The sequence below is a fragment of the Saccharomonospora amisosensis genome (genome assembly GCF_011761185.1).
In the GTDB taxonomy this organism is placed as follows: Bacteria; Actinomycetota; Actinomycetes; order Mycobacteriales; family Pseudonocardiaceae; genus Saccharomonospora_A; species Saccharomonospora_A amisosensis.
The window spans coordinates 3,637,108-3,658,385 of sequence record NZ_JAAOYM010000001.1 but is presented as its reverse complement, the minus strand read 5'-3'; the positions used below and the strand labels follow the sequence as shown (position 1 = coordinate 3,658,385).

The following is a 21,278-nucleotide window of genomic DNA, read 5'->3' as shown; positions in this document are numbered from 1 at the left end:
CGCTTCGCCAGTTGTCGCCGGTGCTGAGCCAGAATCGGCATCGCCGTTGAGCGAGAGGTTCCGATGAACGCGACTTCCCCCGAGTCCCTGCGGGACGCGATGGTCAAGCAGATCGAAGCCGAGGGCTACGTGGTGGGCCGTGACGTCGAACGCGCGCTGCGTTTGGTGGAGCGCCACCACTTCGTGCCGGACGCCACCCTGCGGGAGGCGTACGACAACGCGATAGTCGTGACGAAACGAGCCGCCGACGGGCAGGTGCTGAGCTGCCTGTCGCAGCCTTCGATCGTGGCACTTCAACTCGGGCAGCTGGACATCAAGCCCGGTCAGCGCGTGCTCGAGATCGGTGCCGGTGCCGGCTACAACGCCGCGTTGCTCGCACACCTGGTAGGGCCTGCCGGGCATGTGACATCGATCGACGTCGACACCGACCTGGTCGACCACGCCCGGCGGCGACTGGCCGCCGCCGGGGTGGGCAACGTGGAGGTGGTGCTCGGCGACGGCGCGCTCGGCCACCGGCCCGGCGCACCGTTCGACCGCATCCTGGCCACCGTGGGGGCTACGGCATCCCGGACGCCTGGCTCGAGCAACTCGCGCCCCGGGGCAGGCTGGTGGTGCCGCTGCGAATCCGAGGTAGCGTCTCCCGCTCGATCGCGTTCGAGCGGGACGACGAAGGCGGCTGGCGCGGCGTGGACAGTCAGATGTGCGGATTCGTGCCGCTGCGGGAGGGAATCGCCGACGACCCGCGGTGGTGGATACCGCTGACCGCCGACGCGGCGGTGAAGCTGCGGCTTTACGGCGAGCACCGCATCGACCCTGCCTGCCTGCTTGGGGTGCTCGCCCGACCCCGGTTCGAGGCATGGACCGGCGTCACCTTCGGGCCCATGCAGTCGGTGGAATGGCTCAATCTGTGGCTTTCGTGTGTCTTCGAAACCGGCCTGTGCGCGATCTCGGTGGAGCGATCCGCGATCGATGCCGGGCTGATCGAGCCGATGTTCGAGAAGGCGACGACGGCCGTGCCCGGCGATCGGGAGCTTGCCTACCTGACGTGGCGTGCCGTCGGACACACTTCGAGTGGCGGCCGGATCATGGAGGTCGGCGTCATCGGCCACGGCGACAGTGGAGCCGACCTCGCTACCCGCGTCGCCGGGGAAGTTCGCGTCTGGAGCGAGCGACACCGAAACCGGGAGGTCTGGTTCGAGATCCCCGCCTCCGCAGCGGGCTCGACCGATCCGGCCCTCTGCCGGTTCTTCCTCGACCGGCCCCACAGGCCCATCACGGTCGGCTGGCGATAGGCGGACGACCGCGGTTGGGGCAGTGCCACACTGGAAGGCGTGGTCGAGGTCCCCGCAAGCTCCGCGCCGGTGTTCACGTTGCCCGAGTCCGCGCTGCGTGGCCTGGGGCAGCGGCCGTTCGGCGTGTACGTGCACGTGCCGTTCTGCGCGACCCGCTGCGGTTACTGCGACTTCAACACCTACACCGCAGGCGAGCTGGGTTCGGCCGCCTCACCCGGCTCGTGGCTGGCGGGGCTGCGGCGCGAGTTGGAGCTTGCCGCTCGGATGCTGGGCTCGCCGCCCCGCGCCGACACGGTGTTCGTCGGTGGTGGCACACCCTCGCTGCTCGGTGCCGAGGGGTTGGGCCGCGTTCTCGACGCGGTGCGCGACTCCTTCGGGCTGGCCGAGGGTGCGGAGGTGACCACGGAGTCGAACCCGGAGTCGACCTCCTCGGAGTTCTTCGCTGGCATCCGTGAGGCGGGCTACACACGGGTGTCGCTCGGTATGCAGTCGGCCGCGCCGCACGTGCTGCGCGCACTCGACCGGGTGCACACTCCCGGCCGCCCCGTCGCGGCCGCGCGAGAGGCACGCGCTGCCGGTTTCGAGCACGTCAACCTCGACCTGATCTACGGCACACCGGGGGAGCGCACCCAGGATCTGCGCGCCTCCCTCGATGCCGTGCTCAGCGCCGGGGTTGACCACGTCTCCGCCTACGCGCTGATCGTCGAGGAGGGCACGGCGCTGGCCAGACGGGTCCGCAAGGGCGAGCTGCCCGCACCGGACGACGACGTGCTCGCCGCCGACTACGAACTCATCGACCAAACCCTGCGGCAGGCGGGACTGCGCTGGTACGAGGTGTCGAACTGGGCGGCCTCCCCGCGGGCACGGTGCAGGCACAACCTCGGGTACTGGCTGGGCGGCGACTGGTGGGGCGCGGGCCCTGGCGCGCACAGCCACGTCGGAGGGGTGCGCTGGTGGAACGTCAAGCACCCGGCCCGGTACGCGGCACTGTTGGAGCGGGCACAGCCGCCGGTAGCGGGTAGCGAGGAACTCACGGCTGCCGATCGCTACCTTGAGCGGGTCATGCTCGAACTCCGGCTGGCCGACGGGTTGCCGTTCGACGCGCTCGACGAGGCCGGAGTCCGGCAGGCCCGCGCCGCCGCTGCCGATGGGCTGCTGGAGTCGCCCGCGTTGCGGCGGGGCAGGGCCGTACTCACCGACGCGGGCAGGCTGCTCGCCGACGCCGTGGTGCGGAGGTTGGTGACGCCGTGATCGTGCGCCTCGCTACCGGCTGACCACCCTTACCGTCATGCCCGCGGCCGTGAGGCGATCCAGCAGCGCGTCGCCCATCGCCACCGCGGTGGTGACCTGGCCGGAGGTGTCGGGCAGGTCGTCGAAGGCCAGGCACAGCGCCGACTCGGCGAGCATCTTCGCCGTCTCGTCGTAACCGGGATCACCACCCGCGAACTCGGTGACGACGCGCTTACCGCCGCCTTCGCCGACGAAGCGCACGCTGAACCACGACCGCGACCGTTTGTGCTGGCTGGGCCCCTCGCCGGGCTTGCGCAGCCCTGCCAGCGTCCGGCGAGCGGGCGGCACCTGCGCCAGCAGCGCGAGCGTCCCGAGTCCCAGCCCCGCCGCTATGACCGTAGGCAGCCGCTTCACCGCCGCGTAATGCCGATAGGTGAAGTCGGGGCCGTAGCGATCGAGCGCGGCGGCGGAGCGGCCGACGACGCTCGGGTCGATCGTCGGCAGCGGAACCAGCCAGTTGCCGGTGTCGCTGTCCCTGCTCGGCGGCCAACTGGGCAGGTGGACCCGCCTGCCTTCGGCGCGTGGCTCGATCGCCCTGCGCTGCCTTGCCGTTCGCGCCATCTGCCGAGCGCGGGAGAACGCGGTGAGCGCTGAGGAGTAGGTCCCGCCTGAGAACTCGGCGCGCGCCCGCACCTGACCTTCCACGGTCAGCGGCACGCCCGCGGGCAACTGCCGCACGGTGAAGTACACGCCGAGATCGTGCGGTACCGAGTCGAAGCCGCACGCGTGTACCAGGCGAGCGCCGCTTTCGCGTGCGGTTTCGTGGTGGGCCAGGTACATGCGGTCGACGAACTCGGGTTCGCCGGTGAGGTCGACGTAGTCGGTGCCCTCCCGTGCGCACGCGGCCACCAGCGGTTCGCCGTAGTGCAGGTACGGGCCAACCGTGGTGGCCACGACCCGGGCGGACGCGGCCACTTCGGCCAGCGACTTCGGTTCGGTGACGTCTGCGTGCAGCAGCGCAAGCGAGGCACACCGGGGGTTGATCGAGGCGAGCCGGTCGCGCAGCGCCTCGAGCTTGCCCCGGTTGCGGCCGGCCAGCGCCCACCGGCATTCCTCGGGTGCGTGGCGCGCCAGGTACTCCGCCGTCAGCGTGCCGGTGAAGCCCGTGCCCCCGAACAACACCAGGTCGTGTTCACGATCGGCTGCCATGCGCCTGCCTTCCTCTCGCCGGTTGCGGTGTGTTGCCGGTGCCGTGGAACCCGCCGCCGGGCGGCACCCCTTCCTCCCGTAGCGCGGCTTCCAGCGCGCCCCACACGAGCGTGGTGATGTAGTCGGTGACCTGCTCGATGTCCATCCCGGGATGGTCGAGCCACCAGCTGCCCGCCGCCTCCACCGCGCCGACGAGGCCGTGTGCCCACGGCCGCACGCCCTCCGACTCGATACCGAAGCCGTCCAGTTGGTCGGAGAGCATCGTGGCGATCACCGTGGCGGCGACCCGGCGGTCCCTGGAGGCCTGCTCGGCGTAGCGGTGGCGGCACAGGAAGCGGAAGACGTTGGGGTGCTCCGCGACGACGCCGAGATAGGCGCGAACCCCCTCGCGTACCCGCACGCGTGGTGGCGCCGGTTCTCGCAGTGCGGGCTCGAGGCGGCACCACACCAGCGACACGACCCGCTCGGCCACGGCGGCGACGAGGTCGGCCTTGTCCGCGAAGTGGCGATACAGCCGTGGCTTCGACACCCCGGCCGCGCTGGCGAGGTGTGCCATTCCGGCGTCGGGGCCGTGCTCGTCCAGCGCGCGGAACGCGGCATCGACGAAGGCAGCACGACGGGCCGCGCGGTGGTCGCGCCACCGTTCCGCTCGACCGTCCCGGCGGTTGACACCTTCTGCCACGAGCCGGATAGTACGCCAGGTAACGGATACCGGCGGTAACCGGTAAAGTACGGGCCCCGACGAGGCGGTGCGGTCATGGACGGTGTGGCGACCGGAGTGGTGATCATCGGCTCGGGGTTCTCCGGCCTCGGCATGGCCATCCGGCTGAAACAGGCGGGCAGGCACGACTTCGTGATCCTGGAGAAGGCCGACGACCTCGGCGGGACCTGGCGGGACAACACCTATCCCGGCTGTGCCTGCGACATCCGTTCGCACATGTACTCGTTCTCCTTCGCGCAGAACCCGGACTGGAGCCGATCGTTCTCCGAACAACCGGAAATCTGGCGATACCTGCGCAGGCTCGCCGACGACCACGGCGTCGCCGAGCACATCCGGTTCGGAGTCGAGGTCACCGGCGCCCGCTGGGACGACGATGCCTGCCGCTGGCGACTGCGCACCGCCGGTGGCGAGGAGTTCAGCGGCACCTTCCTCGTCGACGGCACGGGCGCGCTGCACGTACCGAACGTCCCCGCGCTACCCGGCCTCCAGGACTTCGCGGGCACCACGTTCCACTCCTCCCGCTGGAAACACGACTACCCGCTCGACGGCAAGCGGGTGGCGGTGGTGGGCACCGGTGCCAGCGCCGTGCAGTTCGTGCCCAAGATCGCGCCCCGCGTGGCACGGCTGGACGTGTACCAGCGAACGCCGCCGTGGGTGTTACCGAGGCCGGAGGGCGAGATTCCGCAGCGTCGCAAGCGGCTGTTCCGTCGCTTCCCGGCCACCCTGGCGGCATACCGTGCGGCGCTGTACTGGCTCAACGAGAGCTTCGCCGTGGGGTTCAACGGCCGTCCCGGCTTGTTGCAACTCGGTGAGCGGTTGGCGAAACGGCACATCGAGCGGCAGATCCCAGACCCGCGGCTGCGACGGAAGGTGACGCCCGACTACACCCTCGGCTGCAAGCGGGTGTTGGGCTCCAACACCTACTACCCCACGCTCACCCGGGACAACGTCGAGCTTGTCACGACGGGTATCAGCCGGGTCAGCGCTTCCGGAATCGTGGACGGCGACGGTGTCGAGCGAGAGGTCGACGCGATCATCTTCGGCACGGGCTTCAAGGTCACCGAGGCGCTGGAGCACCTCGACGTACGGGGCAGCAACGGCCGCGACCTGGCGACGTTGTGGCGTTCGCAGGGCATCCAGACCCACCTCGGGATCACCGTGGCGGGCTTCCCCAACCTGTTCCTGCTGCTGGGACCCAACACCGGGCTCGGGCACAACTCGGTCGTGTTCATGATCGAATCGCAGATCCGCTACGTGGCGGAGGCCATCCGGCTCACGGGGCTGCGCGGAGCCGCCGCCATCGAGGTACGTGAGCGAGCGCAGCGCCGGTTCAACAGCCAGATCCAGCGCCAGCTCGCCAGGGGCGTGTGGTCGACGGGCGGGTGCCGCAGCTGGTACCTCGACTCCCGAGGTGTCAACCGCACCATCTGGCCCGGTTTCACCTGGCGGTACTGGCTGCGCACCCGCCGCGTGGACCCCGGCGACTTCCACTTCCACACATCAGGGGCGGCGCGCGTTCCTCAGCCGATGGACACCACCACGACCCCCGCGACGTAGGTCAGCAGGACGGCGATCCCCTCGAACCCGATCCCGCCTCGCTGCCGCCGAATGAGCCCGGCCGCGATGATCCCGACCAGCAGCATCGTCCACGCCAGCACGAACTCGTCCGTGCGCGTGAGGGCGTGGTACAGCGAGCCGCCGGGATAGGCGATGTCGGCGGCGGCGATGAACAGCAGGTCGAACGTGTTGCCACCGACGATGCCCGCCACAGCCAGAGTGAGCGCACCCGCCCGCACCGCCGCCAGGGTGGTGACCAGCTCCGGCAGTGAGGTGGACACGCTGGTCAACAGCGTCCCCACCGCGGTTCCTGACAGCGCGCCGTGCTCGCTGAGCGACACCCCGGCCCGCCCTACGCCGAAGCCCGCGACCAGCATCACCCCGGCCAGCGCCGCGAACTTGGCCCACAGCACGGGAAGTCGTTCGGTCGAGTCCGCCTGGTCCGGCGTGTCCTCGTGGGTCGCCGATGTTCGAGTGGGGCGCCACATCGGGTCCTGGCCGACCTTGCGGGTCAGCGCAAGGCCGTAGAGGTAGCACAGCACCAGTAGCACGGTCGCCGGGTGCACGCCCAGCGGTGCCCAGTCCGGGGAGGTGGTACCGAGCAGCACGATCGCCAGCATCACGATCAGCACAAGGCTGCTGAACACGTTCGCGAGTGAGGCGGCGGCGTGTTCCAGGTTCGCCCTGCGGTAGGCCAGGTCAGCCACCACGATGAACGCCGTTTGGACGGCGATGCCGCCCGCCGAGTTGCTCATGGCGAGGCTGGCGTTGCTCGATGTCGCGGCGAGGATGCTCACCACCAGTCCCGCCAGCGAGGTAGATCCGGCGAGCAGCACCATGCCCGCTATCGCCTCACCGAGGCCGGTGTGGTCGGCGAGGCGGTCGACAACTCTCGCCAGCCGCACGCCGAAGATCCCGATGACGGCGGCGGCGACGGCGAGGACAACGACCGACGGGGCGACCGGCCAGGTGCTGTTGATCACGTTCACGGTGGCCGTGGTGTACCCCGAGGCGATCGGATTGGAAACCGGCGAGGGCGGGTACGTATCCGATCATGACCGAGAACCACGACCTGGTGCCCGATGCGGATGCCGATGAGCAACGCGAACCGGTGGGCGGCGGCGACGAGGGGGATGTGGACCGGGCCGGGATGCGGGTTCCGTTCGAGGCCAACCCCGCCGACGTCGCCGAGCAGGCCGTACCGGTCCCGCTGGACGAAGAAGACGAGAACCGCCCGGCTACCTGAGGTGTGAGGTTCTCGCAACCGGGGTACACGGCCGCAGCAACGCGGTTCATCGAGAGCACGGAGGTGATCACACCGATGGCGGACACGTCCCGCCTGCCCACTCCTGTCGCCGAGGTCTGGGAGTGGCAGCGACACGGCAACTGCCGCAACCTCGACAGCTCCGTGTTCTTCCACCCGGACGGGGAACGTGGGTTCGCCCGTGCCGACAGGGTGGCACGGGCCAAGGAAATCTGCCGCACGTGCCCGGTGATCGTGCAGTGCAGGCACCATGCGCTGACCGTTCAGGAGCCGTTCGGGGTCTGGGGAGGCCTTGACGAGACCGAGCGCAGGGACGCGATCGCAAGGCGCAAGAAGCTGCAGCCCACCGCGAGCTGAAGCTGTCGTTGACGAGACGCCGACCGAACAGGGGGAGTAGTGCGTTTCGGATACACGCTGCTCACCGAGCAGGCAGGCCCGCGTGAGCTGGTGGGGCACGCGTCGGCGGCCGAGCAGGCCGGTTTCGACTTCGAGGTGATGAGCGATCATCACTCGCCGTGGCTGGACTCGCAGGGCCACTCACCCTACGCATGGAGCGTGCTGGGAGCGGTGGCGCAGGTGACCGACCGGGTGGAGCTGGCGACGTTCGTGACGTGTCCGACGATGCGTTACCACCCGGCCGTCGTGGCACAGAAGGCGGCGACGGTCCAGTTGCTGTCGGACGGCAGATTCCTGCTCGGCCTCGGAGCGGGGGAAAACCTCAACGAACACATCGTCGGGAACGGGTGGCCGCCGGTGAACGTGCGACACGAGATGCTCGGCGAGGCGGTGCGGATCATCCACTCACTGTTCGACGGCGGCTACACCAACTTCTCCGGCGATCACTACCGCGTGGACTCGGCCAAACTGTGGGATCTGCCGCCGGTGCGGCCTGCAATCGGGGTGGCGGTTTCCGGCGAGCAGTCGGTGCGCCGGTTCGCCCCGATGGCCGACGCGATGATCGCGGTACAGCCGCAGTCGCAGCTGTGCCGTGGTTGGGACGCCCGGCGGGCGGACGCGGGCGAGGAGCCGAGCCGCAAGATCGCGCAGTTGCCGGTGTGCTGGGACAACGACAGGGCGGCCGCCGTGGACAGGGCCCATGCGCAGTTCAGGTGGTTCGGCAGCGGCTGGAAAGTCAACGCCGAACTGCCGGGCACGGCGGCGTTCGCGGGTGCCACCCAGTTCGTGACGAAGGACGACGTGGCTGCGGCCATCCCGTGCGGTTCCGACGTGGAGCGGGTGGTCCAGTCCGCTCGGCCGTTCTGGGAGGCGGGGTTCACGGATCTGGCGCTCGTGCAGATCGGTGGACAGCACCAGGACGAGTTCCTCGATGCCGCCAAGCGCAGTGTGCTGCCCGCGCTGCGGGAGGCGGCACCGAGGAACTAGGCCTCGACGGTCAGGCTGGCCAGCACGTCGTAGGGGGGAACCCACCCCCGTTCCACCAGCAGTTCGTACAGGGCGGTGATCGTTCGCTCGATCTCGTCGGTCTCCTTGGCGTCGACGAGTCTGCGGGCGAGGTCGAGCACGATCTGGTCGGTGCCGGGTTCGGGGTCGGAGGTGGTCAGCGCCGCCTCCACCGGCACCGAGCCGGTGTCCACCGCGCGGCGCAGCAGAGGTTCGATCTGTGCGGGTTCGACCCGGGAGGCCAGCCGCACGAGCACCTGCGCGATTCGGTGCAGTTTGATGTTGTGCTGCTGCGACAGCCGGACAAGCACACGGAAAGCTTGTTGCGGTGAGCAGCGGTGCGCGACGACGAGTACTCCCATCGCCTGTTCGATGGTCGCCCGGGTGCGCAGTGCTCGACGCAGCCCGGTGAGCTCGTCCTGCAGGCGCGCCACCTGGCTACGCAGGTCGTCCTCCCCAGCGAACTGCCGGTCTTCCGTGGTGTGGCCCACGCGCGTCCCGCCTGTTCAGCGTGCGCGGTCGCGAGGCGACACTGGCACGTTCTGCTCTGGCTTCATAGCGGCTCCCTCTGTCTGCAGGCGCGACAACGCGCGCGAAGCCCAGGACGCCGTGAAGCGGCGGCGACCAGCGTCGAAGATCGCGGTGGCGCGGCACACAGCATTCTCGCTTCGCGCGAGCGCCAGGCGTTGTCGTCGCCCTCCCGGATGTGCCTGGCGCGCTGCGGCTGTCTGCTCAACCGCTTCGAGACAACTCTAAAGATCGTGCGAACATGTGCTGACGCCGCCCCTCAGAACGGAGTCGGACACCCTTCGTGTTCCCGGCATCGTCAAACGGGACCGCCCTGCTACGCCAGGCCATGGGCGGGTTCGCCGGTGGCAGCGAGCGGGGTTGGGATTCGACTGCCTGGGATAGGGATGCTCCCTACCTAGTCGCGCAGGGCTGGTACGCGGTTGGCAGGTGTGCTGCTCGCTACGCTGGCCCCTGCCGTTTGCGGAAACGCCAGCCGTAGCCAGGGGCGCCACAGCGGGTTGTCGTGGGAGCTCGCAGGCTTTCCACGCGCTTGCTCGCTGCCCTGTACCGTTCGTCGAACAGGTGATCCAGTCGGAAGCAGTGCGCCCTGAAATGTGCGATGAGCTGGTCGTTCATCAGACCCTGCCACGGTATGCACCCGGTGTCTTTTCGGCGGGCCGCCGGGAAACCCGTCAGAACTCGCCTTCCAGGCTGATCAGTGCCCGCAGCCGGGTCAGTGCCCTGTGCTGGGAGGTGCGCACGTTGGCAGGGGAAAGGCCAAGTGCCTGCGCCGTCTCCGCCGCGGACAACCCGACCACCACGCGCAGGATGAGGATCTCGCGCTGGGTCGATGGCAGCCGAGCCAGCAACTGGTTGAGCCGGTGCCCAAGGTCTGTGTTGAGCGCATGGCGCTCAGGTTCGTTGTCCCTGACGATCGGCTCGGGTACCTCTGGCGTTGGCTCGCTGTGGTCACGGGAGAGCAGCCGGTATGCGTCCGATACCTTGTTGGACGCGATGGCGTGCACCAGGAACAGGAACGACCCACCACGATCTTGGTAGTTGGGCAGGGCACGCAGTACGGCGAAGCAGATCTCCTGCGCGACGTCGTCGGCCGAGACGTAGGCAAGGTCGCGCAGACCGAGCCGGGCTCGGCAGTAGCGCGTGATGATCGGCGTGATCAGGGCGATCAGTTGACGAACAGCTGCGGAGTCACCCTGTACCGCCTCGGAGACCACACGGTCGATGTCGGGCCGCCGCAGCGGATTGTCGCGCTGCCGCGGCAACTGCTCGGTAGGGGTGGGGATGCTTTCGGTCGCGATAACGACACTGTCCATAGCCGGCTCCCAAGCCATGAAGAAGATTCGCGGCCACCGCCGGGGCGAGGGCAGCCGGTGTTTGCGGGGCGAGGCCACGAACAAGAGGTGCGGGGGAGCCAGCCAGTCCGTTGACCACTGTGTGTGATCCTAGGCGGCTTCGACCGGGTTATCCAGATATCAACAAAAACTTTCCCGGTCTCGTTTGGAAAACACCCCGTGAACGAGCACTAGAGCAACAGGGTGGTGAAGCTGGCGACGGCTGCCGCGGTGATGAGCAAGGCGACGAGCGCGGGAAGGGTGGCCCTCGACGGTGAGGTGGTGTCGCCGCGTTCGAACGCGCGTTCCCGGATGGTGCCGCCGATGGCCAGCAGCGCTGCCGCCGTGCCCAAGATCGCCGCCGGGATGGTGAACGCTCCCCACCCCGAGCGGGAGGCGTTGTGTATCAGGATCAGCGTGACGGCTCCCGCGGCGAGCGCGGTGCGCTGCCAGGCGAGGCCGGTGCGTTCGGGTTGCAGCCCGTCGGTCATTCCGTGATCACCAGCACGGCGGCGAACACGCTGATCACGAGCACGCCCGCGGCCAGCAGGATGGTCAGCGGGCTGCGGGGTAGCGGCCCGCCGCGCCGCATGGCGAGCTGAACCCTGCGCCAGTGCGGGTAGCTGGTCGCCGACAGTACGGCGGCCAGCGCGATCAGTATGCCCGCCAGCGAGTTGCGTACGGGAGCCGGCGCGAGCCCGGGAACCAGTTGGTGCACCGCGACCCCACCCGCGACCAGGCCGAGCGACGTGCGAATCCAGGCGAGGAAGGTGCGCTCGTTGGCGAGTGTGAATCGGTAGTCCGGTTCGGTCTCGGCCTGCTCGGTTTGCTCGGCGGGTGCGTTGTCGCTCACCTGATCACCCTCGTCCCACGGGCCACGCCCTCGATCTGTGCGGCAGGACTGAACCATACCGCCGGGTGTGCTGGTGGAAAGGGTCGCGCGGCATCTGTCACAACGACGGAACCGGACCCGCGCGGGCACGGTTGGTGCCGCCTGGCGGTGGATACGGACCGTGCCCGGCGACCCGTCAGGACTTCACGACATTGTGAATTTGGACATACCGGCAAAAGGTGACGAGGTCGCCGAGTTGTTGCGTGCTACCGGCGGGTCAGCGCATTGATCGCGTCCTCGGTGCTGCCGTGCACCGACATCTGGCTGACCAGTCCAGTGGCTTCGAGCGGGCGCAACACCACCCGCTTGGTGGCGACGATCGCCCACCGCAGACCTTCGCGGTCGGCCTGCTCAGAGAGTTCGGCCAGTACCGAAAGGCCCGCTGAGCCGAGGAATCCGATGCCGTCGAGTTCGAGTACGACACCGATGTCGGGACTGATCGCCTCCCGGACCCAGCGGCGGAGTTCTGGAGCGGAGAGCAGGTCGACCTCGCCCGACACCCGCACCAGTACCACGTCACTCGACCGCTGTTCGGCCTCGATATGCATGCCGTGTGTGTCAAGTGAACCGGGCAGGGTCTTCGCGGTCGGCTGAGTGGTCATGATTTCTTGATCTTTGCTACGCACTGTCGTCCCTCCGTAGCTTTCGGGCAGGGGCGCAGGCGGGCTTTGCGGAGAGCGTCAGCGCGGGGGTCTCGCGTAGCGCCGGGTAGTCAATGCCCGCCCCGTGCGGCTGTCTGCTCAACCGCCACTTCCACGGTAGGAAGCTTCCCACGGTATACGCAAGCGAGTCGCGGTGTGGCTTCACGCCGACTTTGCCTGGTCAAGCTGTTTATCCAGCGCCGCGCCTGGGTACAGCGCTACCTCAGCCGTTGGCAGCTGTAGGGAGGGAGCTGAATGAGCGACGGTAGCGATCCGGTCACCCCTCCACAGGACACCGGCGCCCCGGACAGCGCCGAAACCGATCCCGCGGCGCTGAGCAGCGCGGAGGACCTCGACGAGGACCGCATACGCGTCGACCCGCTCGAGGAGGGTGTTGAGCCTCCCGAGCGCTGGAGCGAGGCCACCCGCTACGGCATGACGCCCGCCGAGCAGCGGGAGGGCGAGTCGCTGGAGCAGCGGGTGCGCCAGGAGCGGCCGGACGTCGAGGAGCCGAGCGTGCCCGAGCGCCCGATCGGTGACACGTCTGGTGAGGAGCTGGACGACACTGTGGACTATCTCACCGAGACAACCGAGCGGATGCCGCCCTACGACGAGCCGATCGAACCGGACAGCGAGACCGCGCGTCGGGGGCAGGGCGCCGACGAGGCAGGGGGCTCGGTTGCCGATTCCATCCGCAACCCGGAGAGCGAGTGAGCGCGCGCTCACCCGGTGGGTTACAGGGGGCGCAACACTACCTGCCCGCTGGAAGGAACCTGGCCGCGCTGCGGAAGGCCGCGCGCGGGTGTCAAGGCTGCGACCTGTACCGGGATGCCACGCAGGCGGTGTTCGGAGCTGGGCCGGAGAACGCGCGGGTGATGCTGGTCGGCGAGGTGCCCGGTGACCGGGAGGACCGCGCGGGCGAGCCGTTCGTCGGTCCCGCTGGTGGGCTGCTCGACCGTGCGCTGGAGGAGTCCGGTATCGACCGTGGCGCCGTGTACGTGACCAACGCCGTCAAGCACTTCCGCTTCACACCCGCCGAACGGGGCAACCGACGGATCCACAAGAAGCCGTCCAGGTCGCAGATCGTGGCATGCAAGCCGTGGCTGCTCGCCGAGCTGGAGGTGGTCGGGCCGGAGGTCGTCGTGTGCCTTGGCGCGACAGCGGCGCAGTCACTGCTCGGCTTCGACTTTCGAGTCAGCGCGCGGCGGGGGGAACTGCTCGAGCTGCCTGGCCGCCCTGGCGGTGTGAGTGCGGCGCTCGCCACGGTTCACCCCTCCGCTGTGCTGCGTGCTCCTGACGAGGAACGCAGGCGAGGGTACGCCGAGCTCGCCGCGGATCTGCGGGTGGTGGCGAAAGCGATCTGACCCGGCTGCGTGGCCGGGGCAGCGCTTTCGAGCGGGCACGCCTACGGTGGAGGGTGGCAGCTGCAAGCAACCGAAGGGAAACACCGACATGCTCGCCATGACCGACGCTGCCGCCGAGGCGATCAGTGCACTGACGTCGCAGGACGGCCAGCAAGCGGCCGGGCTGCGGTTCGCGGTACGCGAGGAAAACGAGTCGGGCGCGCAGCTCGCGCTCTCCATCGCACCGGCGCCCGAAGACGGAGACCAGGTGCTGGGCACCGACAGCGGGGCCAGGGTTTTCCTGGAGCCGCAGGCGGCCACGTTCCTGGACGACAAGGTCCTCGATGTCCAGCAGGACGAGCAGGGCCAGCTCAACTTCGCAGTGATGCAACAGGAGGGCTGACACCGTTTGGCCGCTGGTCATCGGTGGTACGCCGCAGCCAAGGAGGTGACCACCGATGACCGAGCCGCGGCCTTCCTTTGGTGGTGGCCGAGCGCGGTGGCCCGCCGCCACGCTCCGTGCCCGGTGACCCGGTTCGCTTCCCCCGCCCGAAGTCGGCCGTGCCGTAGCCGGCCATCGACCACGGCGGCCTCACCTGACCCTAGGTGACCGCCGCCTTCATCCCTGTCCTTAGTGGATCTACTCGCACGGCATGTGCCTGGTTCGCCCGGCAGGTGCGCGAGTCGGCTGACGGTGACGAATTTCAGACCGACGAACCAGCTGCGACTCGAACCCGTTAGGGAAGGGGAATGTCGATGCGAGCCGTGACTTGGCAGGGCAAGCGCGACGTCCGCGTGCAGGACGTCGCGGACCCACGCCTGCTGGAGCCGACCGATGCGGTGATCCGGGTGACCTCCAGCGGAATCTGTGGCTCCGACCTGCACCTGTACGAGGTGCTGGGCAGCTTCATGGAGCAGGGCGACATCCTCGGTCACGAGCCGATGGGGGTGGTGGAGGAAGTCGGCTCCGCCGTGGAAGGAATCACCAGCGGAGATCGGGTCGTCGTGCCGTTCAACATCGCATGCGGCCACTGCTTCTACTGCGACCAGGGGCTGTTCTCGCAATGCGAGACGACCCAGGTGCGCGAGTACGGCAAGGGCGGCTCGCTGTTCGGCTACACCAAGCTCTACGGCCACGTCCCCGGTGGGCAGGCCGAACGGCTGCGGGTGCCGCAAGCGCAGTTCGGTCCGATCAAGGTGCCTTCAGGGCCGCCGGACGAGCGGTTCCTCTATCTGTCCGATGTGGTTCCCACCGCATGGCAGGCGGTCGAGTACGCGGGGATTCCACAGGGTGGCAGCGTAACCGTGCTCGGGCTCGGCCCGATCGGCCAGATGTCGGCGCGCATCGCGAAACATCGGGGCGCGGGCAAGGTGATCGGCGTCGACCTGGTGGACGAGCGGCTCGCGCTGGCAAGGCGCTACGGCGTTGACGCGATGGACCTGCGCCAGCACAAGCACATCGCGGACGCCATCCGCGACCGCACCGACGGAAGGGGCACCGATTCGGTGATCGACGCGGTGGGGATGGAGGCCCACGGTGCGCCGATGGCGGGCATGGCGCAACAACTGGTCAGCCTGCTGCCGAGTGCGGTGGCGGCCAAGCTCACCGAGCGGGCAGGCGTCGACCGGTTGAGCGCGCTGTACCTGGCCATCGACGTTGTGCGGCGCGGCGGAACCATCTCACTGTCCGGTGTGTACGGTGGGATGATCGACCCGATGCCGCTGATGAACCTGTTCGACAAGCAGGTGCAGTTGCGCATGGGGCAGGCCAACGTCCGGGCGTGGGTGGACGACATCATGCCGCTGCTGACCGGTGACGGTGACCCGCTCGGCGTCGAGGACCTGGCCACCCACCTGCTGCCGCTGGAAGAGGCGCCGCACGCCTACGAGATGTTCCAGAAGAAGCAGGACGGTGCGGTGAAGGTCGTGCTCAAGCCGTAGCCTCTCGGTCGCGGTCGAGCCAGGCGCGCATGAGTGCCGTGGCCTGGTCGCGAAGCAGTCCGAACGCGTGGCGTTGGGCGTGCTGCACCGACGGCGCGTGGTCGACAAGAGCGGTAGCGGCCGTGATTCCGGCCGCCGCGAGTTCGTCGGCGGTGAGCGTGATCCTGCCTGCGAGTGCCAGCACCGCGATGCCGTTCGCGCGGGCTCGTGCCGCGATCCCGGCCGGTGCCTTTCCGTCCAGGCTCTGGCTGTCCAATGAGCCCTCGCCGGTGATCACCAGATCCGCGCCTCGCAGCGCGTCCTCAACCCCGGTGAGCTCGACGACGAGGTCGAAACCGGACTCGGCCCGCGCGCCCAGAGCTGCCATGGCCCCGCCTGCCACTCCGCCGCCCGCTCCTGCTCCCGGGTGGTCGGCGATGGCGGGCGCGCCCGCCCGCCGCAGTGCCCCTGCCCACGCGGTCAGCGCTGTCTCCAGTTCGCCGACCTCGGTGGGTGTAGCGCCCTTCTGTGGTCCGAACACCGCCGCGGCGCCCCTTGGCCCCAGTAGCGGGTTGGTCACGTCGGTGGCCACCCGTACCACCGTGTCGCCGAGCCGGTCGCGCACTCCGGTGAGATCCACTTCGGTCACCGCGCGCAACGCGCCTCCGCCAAGACCCACCTGCTCGCCGCCGGCGTCGAGAATCCTCGCTCCGAGTGCCAGCAGCATCCCAGCGCCGCCGTCGGTGCTGGCCGTGCCGCCCACCGTGAGCGCGATCCGGCGGGCGCCGGAGTCGAGCGCGTGTGCGATCAGCTCGCCGACGCCGTAGGTATGCGCGGCCAGCGCCGTGCGCGGGCTCGGTTTGACGTGCTCGATGCCGCAGGCGCGGGCCGACTCGATGTAGGCGGTGCCGTCGAGCACGGCATACCAGGCGTCGACCCGTTGTGACAGCGGACCCCTCACGCGCAGGTCCACGCGCCTGGCGCCTGCGGCGAACAGCACGTCGAGGGTGCCCTCGCCGCCGTCTGCGACCGGGCACGGCGTCACCTCGGCAGCCGGGTCCGCCGCACGGACGCCTTGGGCGATCGCCTCGGCGGCCTCGACGGCGGTCAGACTGCCCTTGAACTTGTCCGGAGCCACCACCACACGCACCACACTCACCCCCGCACCGGGGTCGGCGGCTGCGTACCGGTCAGCACGGCTACGGCGTTGCGAGCGGCGAGGGTGGCCATCGCGGTTCTCGTTTCGACCGTCGCCGAGCCGAGATGGGGAGCGAGCGCGACGTTGTCCAGTTCCAGAAGGTCGGGGTGGACCTCGGGCTCGTTCTCGAAGACGTCGAGCCCGGCACCGGCGATAGTGCCGTCGGCGAGCGCCTTCGCGAGCGCGGACTCGTCCACCACAGGGCCGCGAGTGGTGTTGATCAGGTAGGCGGACGGTTTCATCCTCGCGAGTGCGTCGGCGTCGATGAGGTGGTGGGTCAGCGGCGTCAGCGGGCAGTGCAGCGAAACCACGTCACTACTGCTCAGCAGTTCCTCGAAGGACAGATACGTGGCGCCCAGTTCACGTTCGATCGCTTCGTCGGCTCTGCGCCGCCCGCTGTAGCGGATGTCCATGCCGAAGGCCAGCGCCCTGCGGGCCATCGCGCGCCCGATCTGACCGAGGCCGACGATGCCCAAAGTCTTGCCCTGCAACCCCGACCCGAGCATGAACCCGAGGTGGAACGACCAGGGTGTGCGCGAGCGCAGCAGCCGCTCACCCTCTCCGAGCCTGCGCGTGACGGCCAGCAGCAGCCCGAACGCGAGGTCGGCGGTGGCGTCGGTGAGCACCCCGGGGGTGTTGGTGACGACGATGCCTCGGGAGGTCAGTGCGGGGACGTCGATGTTGTCGTAACCGACGGCGACGGTGGACACCACCTTCAGTCGCGGTCCCGCCGCGTCGGCGAACGCGGCATCGACGCGATCCTGGAGTGTGCTGACAACCGCGTCGGCGCCCGCGATTACCTGGTGAAGCTCGCCAGGGGAGAGTGCCTTGTCCGGCTGCGGCCACCACACGTCGCCGATCTCGCGCAGCAGGTCCAGCGCCGCTTGCGGGATTTCCCTCGTCACCACGATTCGAGGCGATGCGTCTGCCATTGGCCGCTCCCAAAGCGTTACCGGTTCCGGACCGCGTTCGTCGGTTGTCGGTTGTCGGTTGTCGCCTCACCTTAGTTGTGATCACCGCGATGGGAATGCCCCGATTGCCAGGTGGCGGTCGCGTTGACGGGCCAGGAGGCGCTGGCTATGTTCATATACAGAACGTGTGTGCGGATTGCGAACAAAGGTATGGCATCGTGGCTGAGATCGTCTCGCTCGCCGACGGGGTCGGCAGGCTGGTGCACGACGGCGACATGGTCGCCATGGAAGGGTTCACTCACCTGATCCCGCACGCGGCGGGTCAGGAGATCATCCGCCAGGGGCGCGAGAACCTGACGTTGGTGCGGATGACACCCGACATCATCTATGACCAGCTGATCGGCGCCGGATGTGCGCGCAAGCTAGTGTTTTCCTGGGGCGGCAACCCGGGCGTCGGTTCGCTGCACCGGTTCCGCGACGCGGTGCAGAACGGCTGGCCGGTGCCGCTGGAGATCGAGGAGCACAGTCACGCCGGCATGGCCAACCGCTACGTGGCTGGTGCTTCCGGGTTGCCGTTCGCCGTGCTGCGCGGCTACTCCGGCACCGACCTGCCCAAGCACACCGACACGATCAAGCAGATCACGTGCCCGTTCACCGGCGAGCGGCTGGCCGCGGTACCCGCGCTGAACCCCGATGTCGCGGTGATTCATGCGCAACGCGCCGACCGCGCGGGCAACGTGCAGATGTGGGGCCTCGTCGGCGTGCAGAAGGAGGCCGTGCTCGCGTCCCGTCGCAGCCTCGTCACGGTCGAGGAGGTCGTCGACGAACTCGAGCCCGTACCCGGCCAGGTCATCCTGCCTAGCTGGGCCGTGACGTGCGTGGCCGAGGTGCCGCACGGAGCGCACCCCTCCTATGCACAGGGCTACTACGAGCGCGACAACGCCTACTACGAGGAATGGGATTCCATTGGGCGAAAGAGGGACTCGTTCCAGGAATGGGTTCGCGAGAAGGTGTTCGCAGCAGGCACGGAGGTGAAGACGAGGTGACCACTACGACGCGACCGGCGGTGCCGACCTACACCTCCGACGAGATGATGTCGATCGCCGCCGCGCGGGCACTCACCGGCGGCAAGCGTTGCTTCGTCGGTATCGGGCTGCCGTCCACGGCGGCCAACCTCGCTCGCCGCACCCACGCTCCCGACCTCGTGCTGATCTACGAGTCCGGCACGCTTGGCTCCAAACCCGACCGGCTGCCCGCCTCCATCGGTGACGGCATTCTCGCCGAGACGGCGGACGCGGTGATCAGCGTGCCCGAGGTATTCAACTACTGGCTGCAACCAGGCCGCATAGACATCGGTTTCCTCGGCGCCGCCCAACTCGACAAGTTCGGAAACATCAACACCACCGTGATCGGCGACGACTACGCCAATCCCAAGGTGCGCCTGCCGGGTGCGGGGGGCGCGCCGGAGATCGCGGCCTCCTGCCGGGAGGTGTTCGTGGTCGTGCGGCAGAGCAAGCGCAGCTTCGTCGAACAGGTCGACTTCGTGACCTCGGTCGGGCACGGCCGCGGCAAGGGCGACCGCGAGCGGCTCGGGCTGCGTGGCGCCGGACCTACCCTGGTGATTACCGATCTCGGCGTGCTGCGTCCCGACCCGGAAACCTCGGAACTGGTGCTCAGCCAGCTGCACCCGGGCGTCGAGGTGGAGCAGGTGCGCGAGGCCACCGGGTGGGAGCTGAAGGTCTCGCCCGAGCTGTCCAACACCGAGGCGCCGACCGCGGAGGAACTGGCGAACCTGCGTGCGCTGAAGGAGGCATCGAAGTGAACGTCAAGGCGAACGACGTCTACGTGCTCGATGCCGTGCGCACGCCGTTCGGCCGCTACGGCGGCGCGCTATCCGGCGTCCGGCCTGACGATCTCGCCGCGCACGTGCTCACCGAGCTGGCGAAGCGGGCGGAGCTGGACCCCGCCGTCGTGGACGAGGTGATCCTCGGCGACGCCAACGGTGCGGGGGAGGACAACCGCAACGTCGCCCGCATGGCCACGCTGCTGGCAGGCTGGCCGACCGTGGTTCCCGGCAGTACCGTGAACCGGCTGTGCGGGTCCGGTCTCGACGCCGCGATGCAGGCGAGCAGGCAGATCGCCGTGGGCGACGCATCCGTGGTGGTGGCGGGCGGCGTCGAGTCGATGAGCCGCGCCCCGTGGGTGCTGCCCAAGCCAGGCAAGGCGTTTCCCAACGGCCACGAGACCATGTACTCCACCACGCTCGGTTGGCGCATGGTGAACCCGAGGATGCCAGGGCAGTGGACGGTTTCGCTTGGCGAGAGCACCGAACTGCTCGCGCAGCGCTACGGCATCGGGCGCGAGGAGCAGGACGAGTTCGCCTTGCGCAGTCACCTGCGCGCGGCCAAGGCATGGGACAGCGGCTTCTACGACGACCACGTGCTGCCCGTTCCCGGCACCGACCTGCGGCGCGACGAGGGCATCAGGGCCGACTCCTCGCTGGAGAAGCTGGCCAAGCTCAAGCCGGCCTTCCGCGAGGGTGGCACGGTGACGGCGGGCAACTCCTCGCCGCTCAACGACGGTGCCTCCGCGGTGCTGCTCGGTGATCAGGCGGGGGCGCGGCGGTTGGGACTCACCCCGATGGCGCGCATCGCCGGCAGGGGTGCGGCGGGCGTTGACCCCGACGTGTTCGGGATCGGACCGGTCCGTGCCGCCGAGATCGCGCTCGAACGCGCGGGCATCACTTTCGATGACCTGTCGGTGGTGGAGTTGAACGAGGCCTTCGCCGCGCAGTCGCTGGCGGTGCTCGCCGACTGGCCGGGGGTCGATCCCGAGATCGTCAACGTCAACGGTGGCGCGATCGCCATCGGGCATCCGCTCGGCGCGTCCGGCGGACGCATCCTCGGCGCGCTGGCTTACGAGTTGCGGCGCCGGGGCGGTGGCTGGGGTCTCGCCGCCATCTGCATCGGCGTCGGCCAAGGTCTGGCCGTCGTGCTGGAGGCGTGAACAAGGAGGTTCGATTTTGACCGCGTCAACAGAGTCAGGGCTCATCCTGCCGAAATACCGGCGGGACCCCGAAGGCACCCACCCGCCGCTGGACTCGCCCGATTACAGGTCGACCGGGCTGCGGCACCCCAAGCAGCCGCTGGTGCTGCTGCCGCACAAGCTGACCGAGGTCACCGGCCCTCTGCTCGGTCCCGGCAGGTTGGGAGAGTTGGACCACGACCTGACCCGCCAGCACGCGGGTGAGCCACAGGGCCAGCGCATCATCGTGCACGGCAGGTTGCTGGACGGTGACGGCAGGCCGATCCCGGACTCGCTCATCGAGGTCTGGCAGGCCAACGCGGGTGGCCGGTACCGGCACGTGTGGGACAACTGGCCGAGCCCGATCGACCCCAACTTCACCGGTGTCGGCCGGACCATCACCGACAGCGATGGTCGCTACGAGTTCGTCACGATCAAGCCTGGCGCCTACCCGTGGAAGAACCACGACAACGCCTGGAGGCCCGCGCACATCCACTTCTCGGTGTTCGGCACCGCGTTCACGCAACGCCTCGTGACGCAGATGTACTTCCCCGGCGACCCGCTGTTCTTCCAGGACCCGATCTTCAACTCGGTGCCGGACGAGAAGGCGCGGCAGCGCATGATCTCGCGCTACGACCACAGCCGCTCCATGCCCGAGTGGGCGCTGGCGTTCGAGTTCGACATCGTGGTGCGCGGCCGTGAGGCGACACCGTTCGAGAACGAGGAGGACGAGTGAGCCACGCTCTTGTTTGGGCTCATGAAGTCCGACCGGGTGCGGGTGTCCCGCGAAACCTGCCGGGTGCGGGTGTCCCG

The 21,278-nt window shown here is 69.0% G+C and carries 25 protein-coding genes; 15 read left to right on the top strand and 10 right to left on the bottom strand.

Translation table 11 applies throughout. The annotated features are described in order from the left end of the window. The first annotated feature begins 63 nt into the window (after nucleotides 1-63). Genes FHU38_RS27495 through hemW form a run of 3 tightly spaced genes read left to right on the top strand, consistent with a single transcriptional unit; the run spans nucleotide 64 to nucleotide 2,543 of the window. Nucleotides 64-762 carry a methyltransferase domain-containing protein gene (locus tag FHU38_RS27495; RefSeq protein WP_243852291.1) on the top strand — a complete coding sequence of 233 codons (699 nt, stop codon included), beginning with the start codon at nucleotides 64-66 and terminating at the stop codon, nucleotides 760-762. Beyond that, on the top strand, nucleotides 711-1,292 hold the full coding sequence (locus tag FHU38_RS27490) for a hypothetical protein (RefSeq protein ID WP_243852290.1): 582 nt from the start codon (nucleotides 711-713) through the stop codon (nucleotides 1,290-1,292). Before FHU38_RS27495 ends, FHU38_RS27490 begins: the two co-directional genes overlap by 52 nt. A 39-nt stretch (nucleotides 1,293-1,331) precedes the next feature. After that, nucleotides 1,332-2,543, top strand: coding sequence for a radical SAM family heme chaperone HemW (gene hemW / locus FHU38_RS17725; RefSeq protein ID WP_167172878.1), 1,212 nt, complete (start codon nucleotides 1,332-1,334; stop codon nucleotides 2,541-2,543). A gap of 12 nt (nucleotides 2,544-2,555) precedes the next feature. Here hemW and FHU38_RS17720 read toward each other — a convergent pair whose 3' ends face one another. Then, nucleotides 2,556-3,731, bottom strand: a complete 1,176-nt coding sequence (locus tag FHU38_RS17720; protein WP_167172876.1) for a saccharopine dehydrogenase family protein — start codon at nucleotides 3,729-3,731, stop codon at nucleotides 2,556-2,558. Then, the gene (locus FHU38_RS17715; RefSeq protein ID WP_167172874.1) at nucleotides 3,715-4,413 is read right to left on the bottom strand and encodes a TetR/AcrR family transcriptional regulator; all 699 of its coding nucleotides are present in this window, start codon (nucleotides 4,411-4,413) and stop codon (nucleotides 3,715-3,717) included. Before FHU38_RS17715 ends, FHU38_RS17720 begins: the two co-directional genes overlap by 17 nt. Before the next feature lie 75 nt (nucleotides 4,414-4,488). Between FHU38_RS17715 and FHU38_RS17710 the strand changes: the two genes are divergently transcribed. Further along, entirely contained in the window at nucleotides 4,489-6,009 is a 1,521-nt protein-coding gene (locus tag FHU38_RS17710) for a flavin-containing monooxygenase (RefSeq protein ID WP_167172871.1), read from the top strand. On the opposite strand, the gene FHU38_RS28040 is transcribed toward FHU38_RS17710, so the two are convergent. Continuing rightward, the gene (locus tag FHU38_RS28040) at nucleotides 5,973-6,998 is read right to left on the bottom strand and encodes a sodium:calcium antiporter (RefSeq protein ID WP_167172869.1); all 1,026 of its coding nucleotides are present in this window, start codon (nucleotides 6,996-6,998) and stop codon (nucleotides 5,973-5,975) included. The genes FHU38_RS17710 and FHU38_RS28040 overlap by 37 nt on opposite strands. A gap of 65 nt (nucleotides 6,999-7,063) precedes the next feature. Here FHU38_RS28040 and FHU38_RS17700 point away from each other — a divergent pair, with 65 nt between their 5' ends. The 3 genes from FHU38_RS17700 to FHU38_RS17690 all read left to right on the top strand — a co-directional run bounded on the left by FHU38_RS17700 (nucleotide 7,064) and on the right by FHU38_RS17690 (nucleotide 8,656). Beyond that, nucleotides 7,064-7,255, top strand: coding sequence for a hypothetical protein (locus FHU38_RS17700; RefSeq protein WP_167172867.1), 192 nt, complete (start codon nucleotides 7,064-7,066; stop codon nucleotides 7,253-7,255). Nucleotides 7,256-7,330: 75 nt separating this feature from the next. Then, on the top strand, nucleotides 7,331-7,630 hold the full coding sequence (locus FHU38_RS17695) for a WhiB family transcriptional regulator (RefSeq protein WP_009153380.1): 300 nt from the start codon (nucleotides 7,331-7,333) through the stop codon (nucleotides 7,628-7,630). Between the two features lie 39 nt (nucleotides 7,631-7,669). Then, on the top strand, nucleotides 7,670-8,656 hold the full coding sequence (locus FHU38_RS17690; RefSeq protein ID WP_167172865.1) for a TIGR03557 family F420-dependent LLM class oxidoreductase: 987 nt from the start codon (nucleotides 7,670-7,672) through the stop codon (nucleotides 8,654-8,656). Here the strand turns inward: FHU38_RS17690 and FHU38_RS17685 are convergent. The 5 genes from FHU38_RS17685 to FHU38_RS17665 all read right to left on the bottom strand — a co-directional run bounded on the left by FHU38_RS17685 (nucleotide 8,653) and on the right by FHU38_RS17665 (nucleotide 12,054). Next, nucleotides 8,653-9,165 (bottom strand): ANTAR domain-containing protein, encoded by a 513-nt coding sequence (locus tag FHU38_RS17685; protein WP_167172862.1) that lies wholly within the window; start codon nucleotides 9,163-9,165, stop codon nucleotides 8,653-8,655. The two genes, FHU38_RS17690 and FHU38_RS17685, sit on opposite strands and share 4 nt — an antisense overlap. A 711-nt stretch (nucleotides 9,166-9,876) precedes the next feature. Then, nucleotides 9,877-10,518 carry an RNA polymerase sigma factor ShbA gene (shbA, locus tag FHU38_RS17680; RefSeq protein ID WP_167172860.1) on the bottom strand — a complete coding sequence of 214 codons (642 nt, stop codon included), beginning with the start codon at nucleotides 10,516-10,518 and terminating at the stop codon, nucleotides 9,877-9,879. A gap of 209 nt (nucleotides 10,519-10,727) precedes the next feature. Then, complete coding sequence (locus FHU38_RS17675; RefSeq protein ID WP_167172857.1) at nucleotides 10,728-11,027, bottom strand: DUF202 domain-containing protein; 300 nt, start codon at nucleotides 11,025-11,027, stop codon at nucleotides 10,728-10,730. Then, nucleotides 11,024-11,389: a YidH family protein gene (locus tag FHU38_RS17670; RefSeq protein WP_167172856.1), complete on the bottom strand. Its 366-nt coding sequence runs from the start codon at nucleotides 11,387-11,389 to the stop codon at nucleotides 11,024-11,026. The genes FHU38_RS17675 and FHU38_RS17670 overlap by 4 nt, the downstream gene beginning before the upstream one ends. 245 nt (nucleotides 11,390-11,634) lie before the next feature. After that, entirely contained in the window at nucleotides 11,635-12,054 is a 420-nt protein-coding gene (locus FHU38_RS17665) for an anti-sigma factor antagonist (RefSeq protein ID WP_390623302.1), read from the bottom strand. A 270-nt stretch (nucleotides 12,055-12,324) separates the two neighbouring features. Here FHU38_RS17665 and FHU38_RS17660 point away from each other — a divergent pair, with 270 nt between their 5' ends. From FHU38_RS17660 to FHU38_RS17645, 4 genes are all read left to right on the top strand, one after another. Continuing rightward, complete coding sequence (locus tag FHU38_RS17660; protein ID WP_167172851.1) at nucleotides 12,325-12,783, top strand: hypothetical protein; 459 nt, start codon at nucleotides 12,325-12,327, stop codon at nucleotides 12,781-12,783. Then, nucleotides 12,780-13,433, top strand: a complete 654-nt coding sequence (locus FHU38_RS17655) for a UdgX family uracil-DNA binding protein (RefSeq protein WP_167172849.1) — start codon at nucleotides 12,780-12,782, stop codon at nucleotides 13,431-13,433. Before FHU38_RS17660 ends, FHU38_RS17655 begins: the two co-directional genes overlap by 4 nt. 88 nt (nucleotides 13,434-13,521) lie before the next feature. Next, nucleotides 13,522-13,815, top strand: coding sequence for a HesB/IscA family protein (locus tag FHU38_RS17650; protein WP_009153390.1), 294 nt, complete (start codon nucleotides 13,522-13,524; stop codon nucleotides 13,813-13,815). Between the two features lie 353 nt (nucleotides 13,816-14,168). Beyond that, nucleotides 14,169-15,353 (top strand): zinc-dependent alcohol dehydrogenase, encoded by a 1,185-nt coding sequence (locus FHU38_RS17645; RefSeq protein WP_167172847.1) that lies wholly within the window; start codon nucleotides 14,169-14,171, stop codon nucleotides 15,351-15,353. Here the strand turns inward: FHU38_RS17645 and FHU38_RS17640 are convergent. After that, nucleotides 15,343-16,485: a glycerate kinase gene (locus FHU38_RS17640; RefSeq protein ID WP_167176226.1), complete on the bottom strand. Its 1,143-nt coding sequence runs from the start codon at nucleotides 16,483-16,485 to the stop codon at nucleotides 15,343-15,345. The genes FHU38_RS17645 and FHU38_RS17640 overlap by 11 nt on opposite strands. Before the next feature lie 2 nt (nucleotides 16,486-16,487). Then, nucleotides 16,488-17,462, bottom strand: a complete 975-nt coding sequence (locus tag FHU38_RS17635; RefSeq protein ID WP_167172845.1) for a 2-hydroxyacid dehydrogenase — start codon at nucleotides 17,460-17,462, stop codon at nucleotides 16,488-16,490. 197 nt (nucleotides 17,463-17,659) lie between these two features. On the opposite strand from FHU38_RS17635, the gene FHU38_RS17630 reads away from it, so the two are divergent. Genes FHU38_RS17630 through pcaH form a run of 4 tightly spaced genes read left to right on the top strand, consistent with a single transcriptional unit; the run spans nucleotide 17,660 to nucleotide 21,201 of the window. Next, nucleotides 17,660-18,487, top strand: coding sequence for a CoA transferase subunit A (locus FHU38_RS17630; protein ID WP_167172843.1), 828 nt, complete (start codon nucleotides 17,660-17,662; stop codon nucleotides 18,485-18,487). 44 nt (nucleotides 18,488-18,531) lie between these two features. Further along, the gene (locus FHU38_RS17625; RefSeq protein WP_167176224.1) at nucleotides 18,532-19,263 is read left to right on the top strand and encodes a CoA-transferase subunit beta; all 732 of its coding nucleotides are present in this window, start codon (nucleotides 18,532-18,534) and stop codon (nucleotides 19,261-19,263) included. Continuing rightward, complete coding sequence (locus FHU38_RS17620) at nucleotides 19,260-20,447, top strand: thiolase family protein (protein WP_167172841.1); 1,188 nt, start codon at nucleotides 19,260-19,262, stop codon at nucleotides 20,445-20,447. Before FHU38_RS17625 ends, FHU38_RS17620 begins: the two co-directional genes overlap by 4 nt. Before the next feature lie 16 nt (nucleotides 20,448-20,463). Further along, the gene (pcaH, locus tag FHU38_RS17615) at nucleotides 20,464-21,201 is read left to right on the top strand and encodes a protocatechuate 3,4-dioxygenase subunit beta (RefSeq protein WP_167172839.1); all 738 of its coding nucleotides are present in this window, start codon (nucleotides 20,464-20,466) and stop codon (nucleotides 21,199-21,201) included. The last annotated feature ends 77 nt before the right edge of the window (nucleotides 21,202-21,278 follow it).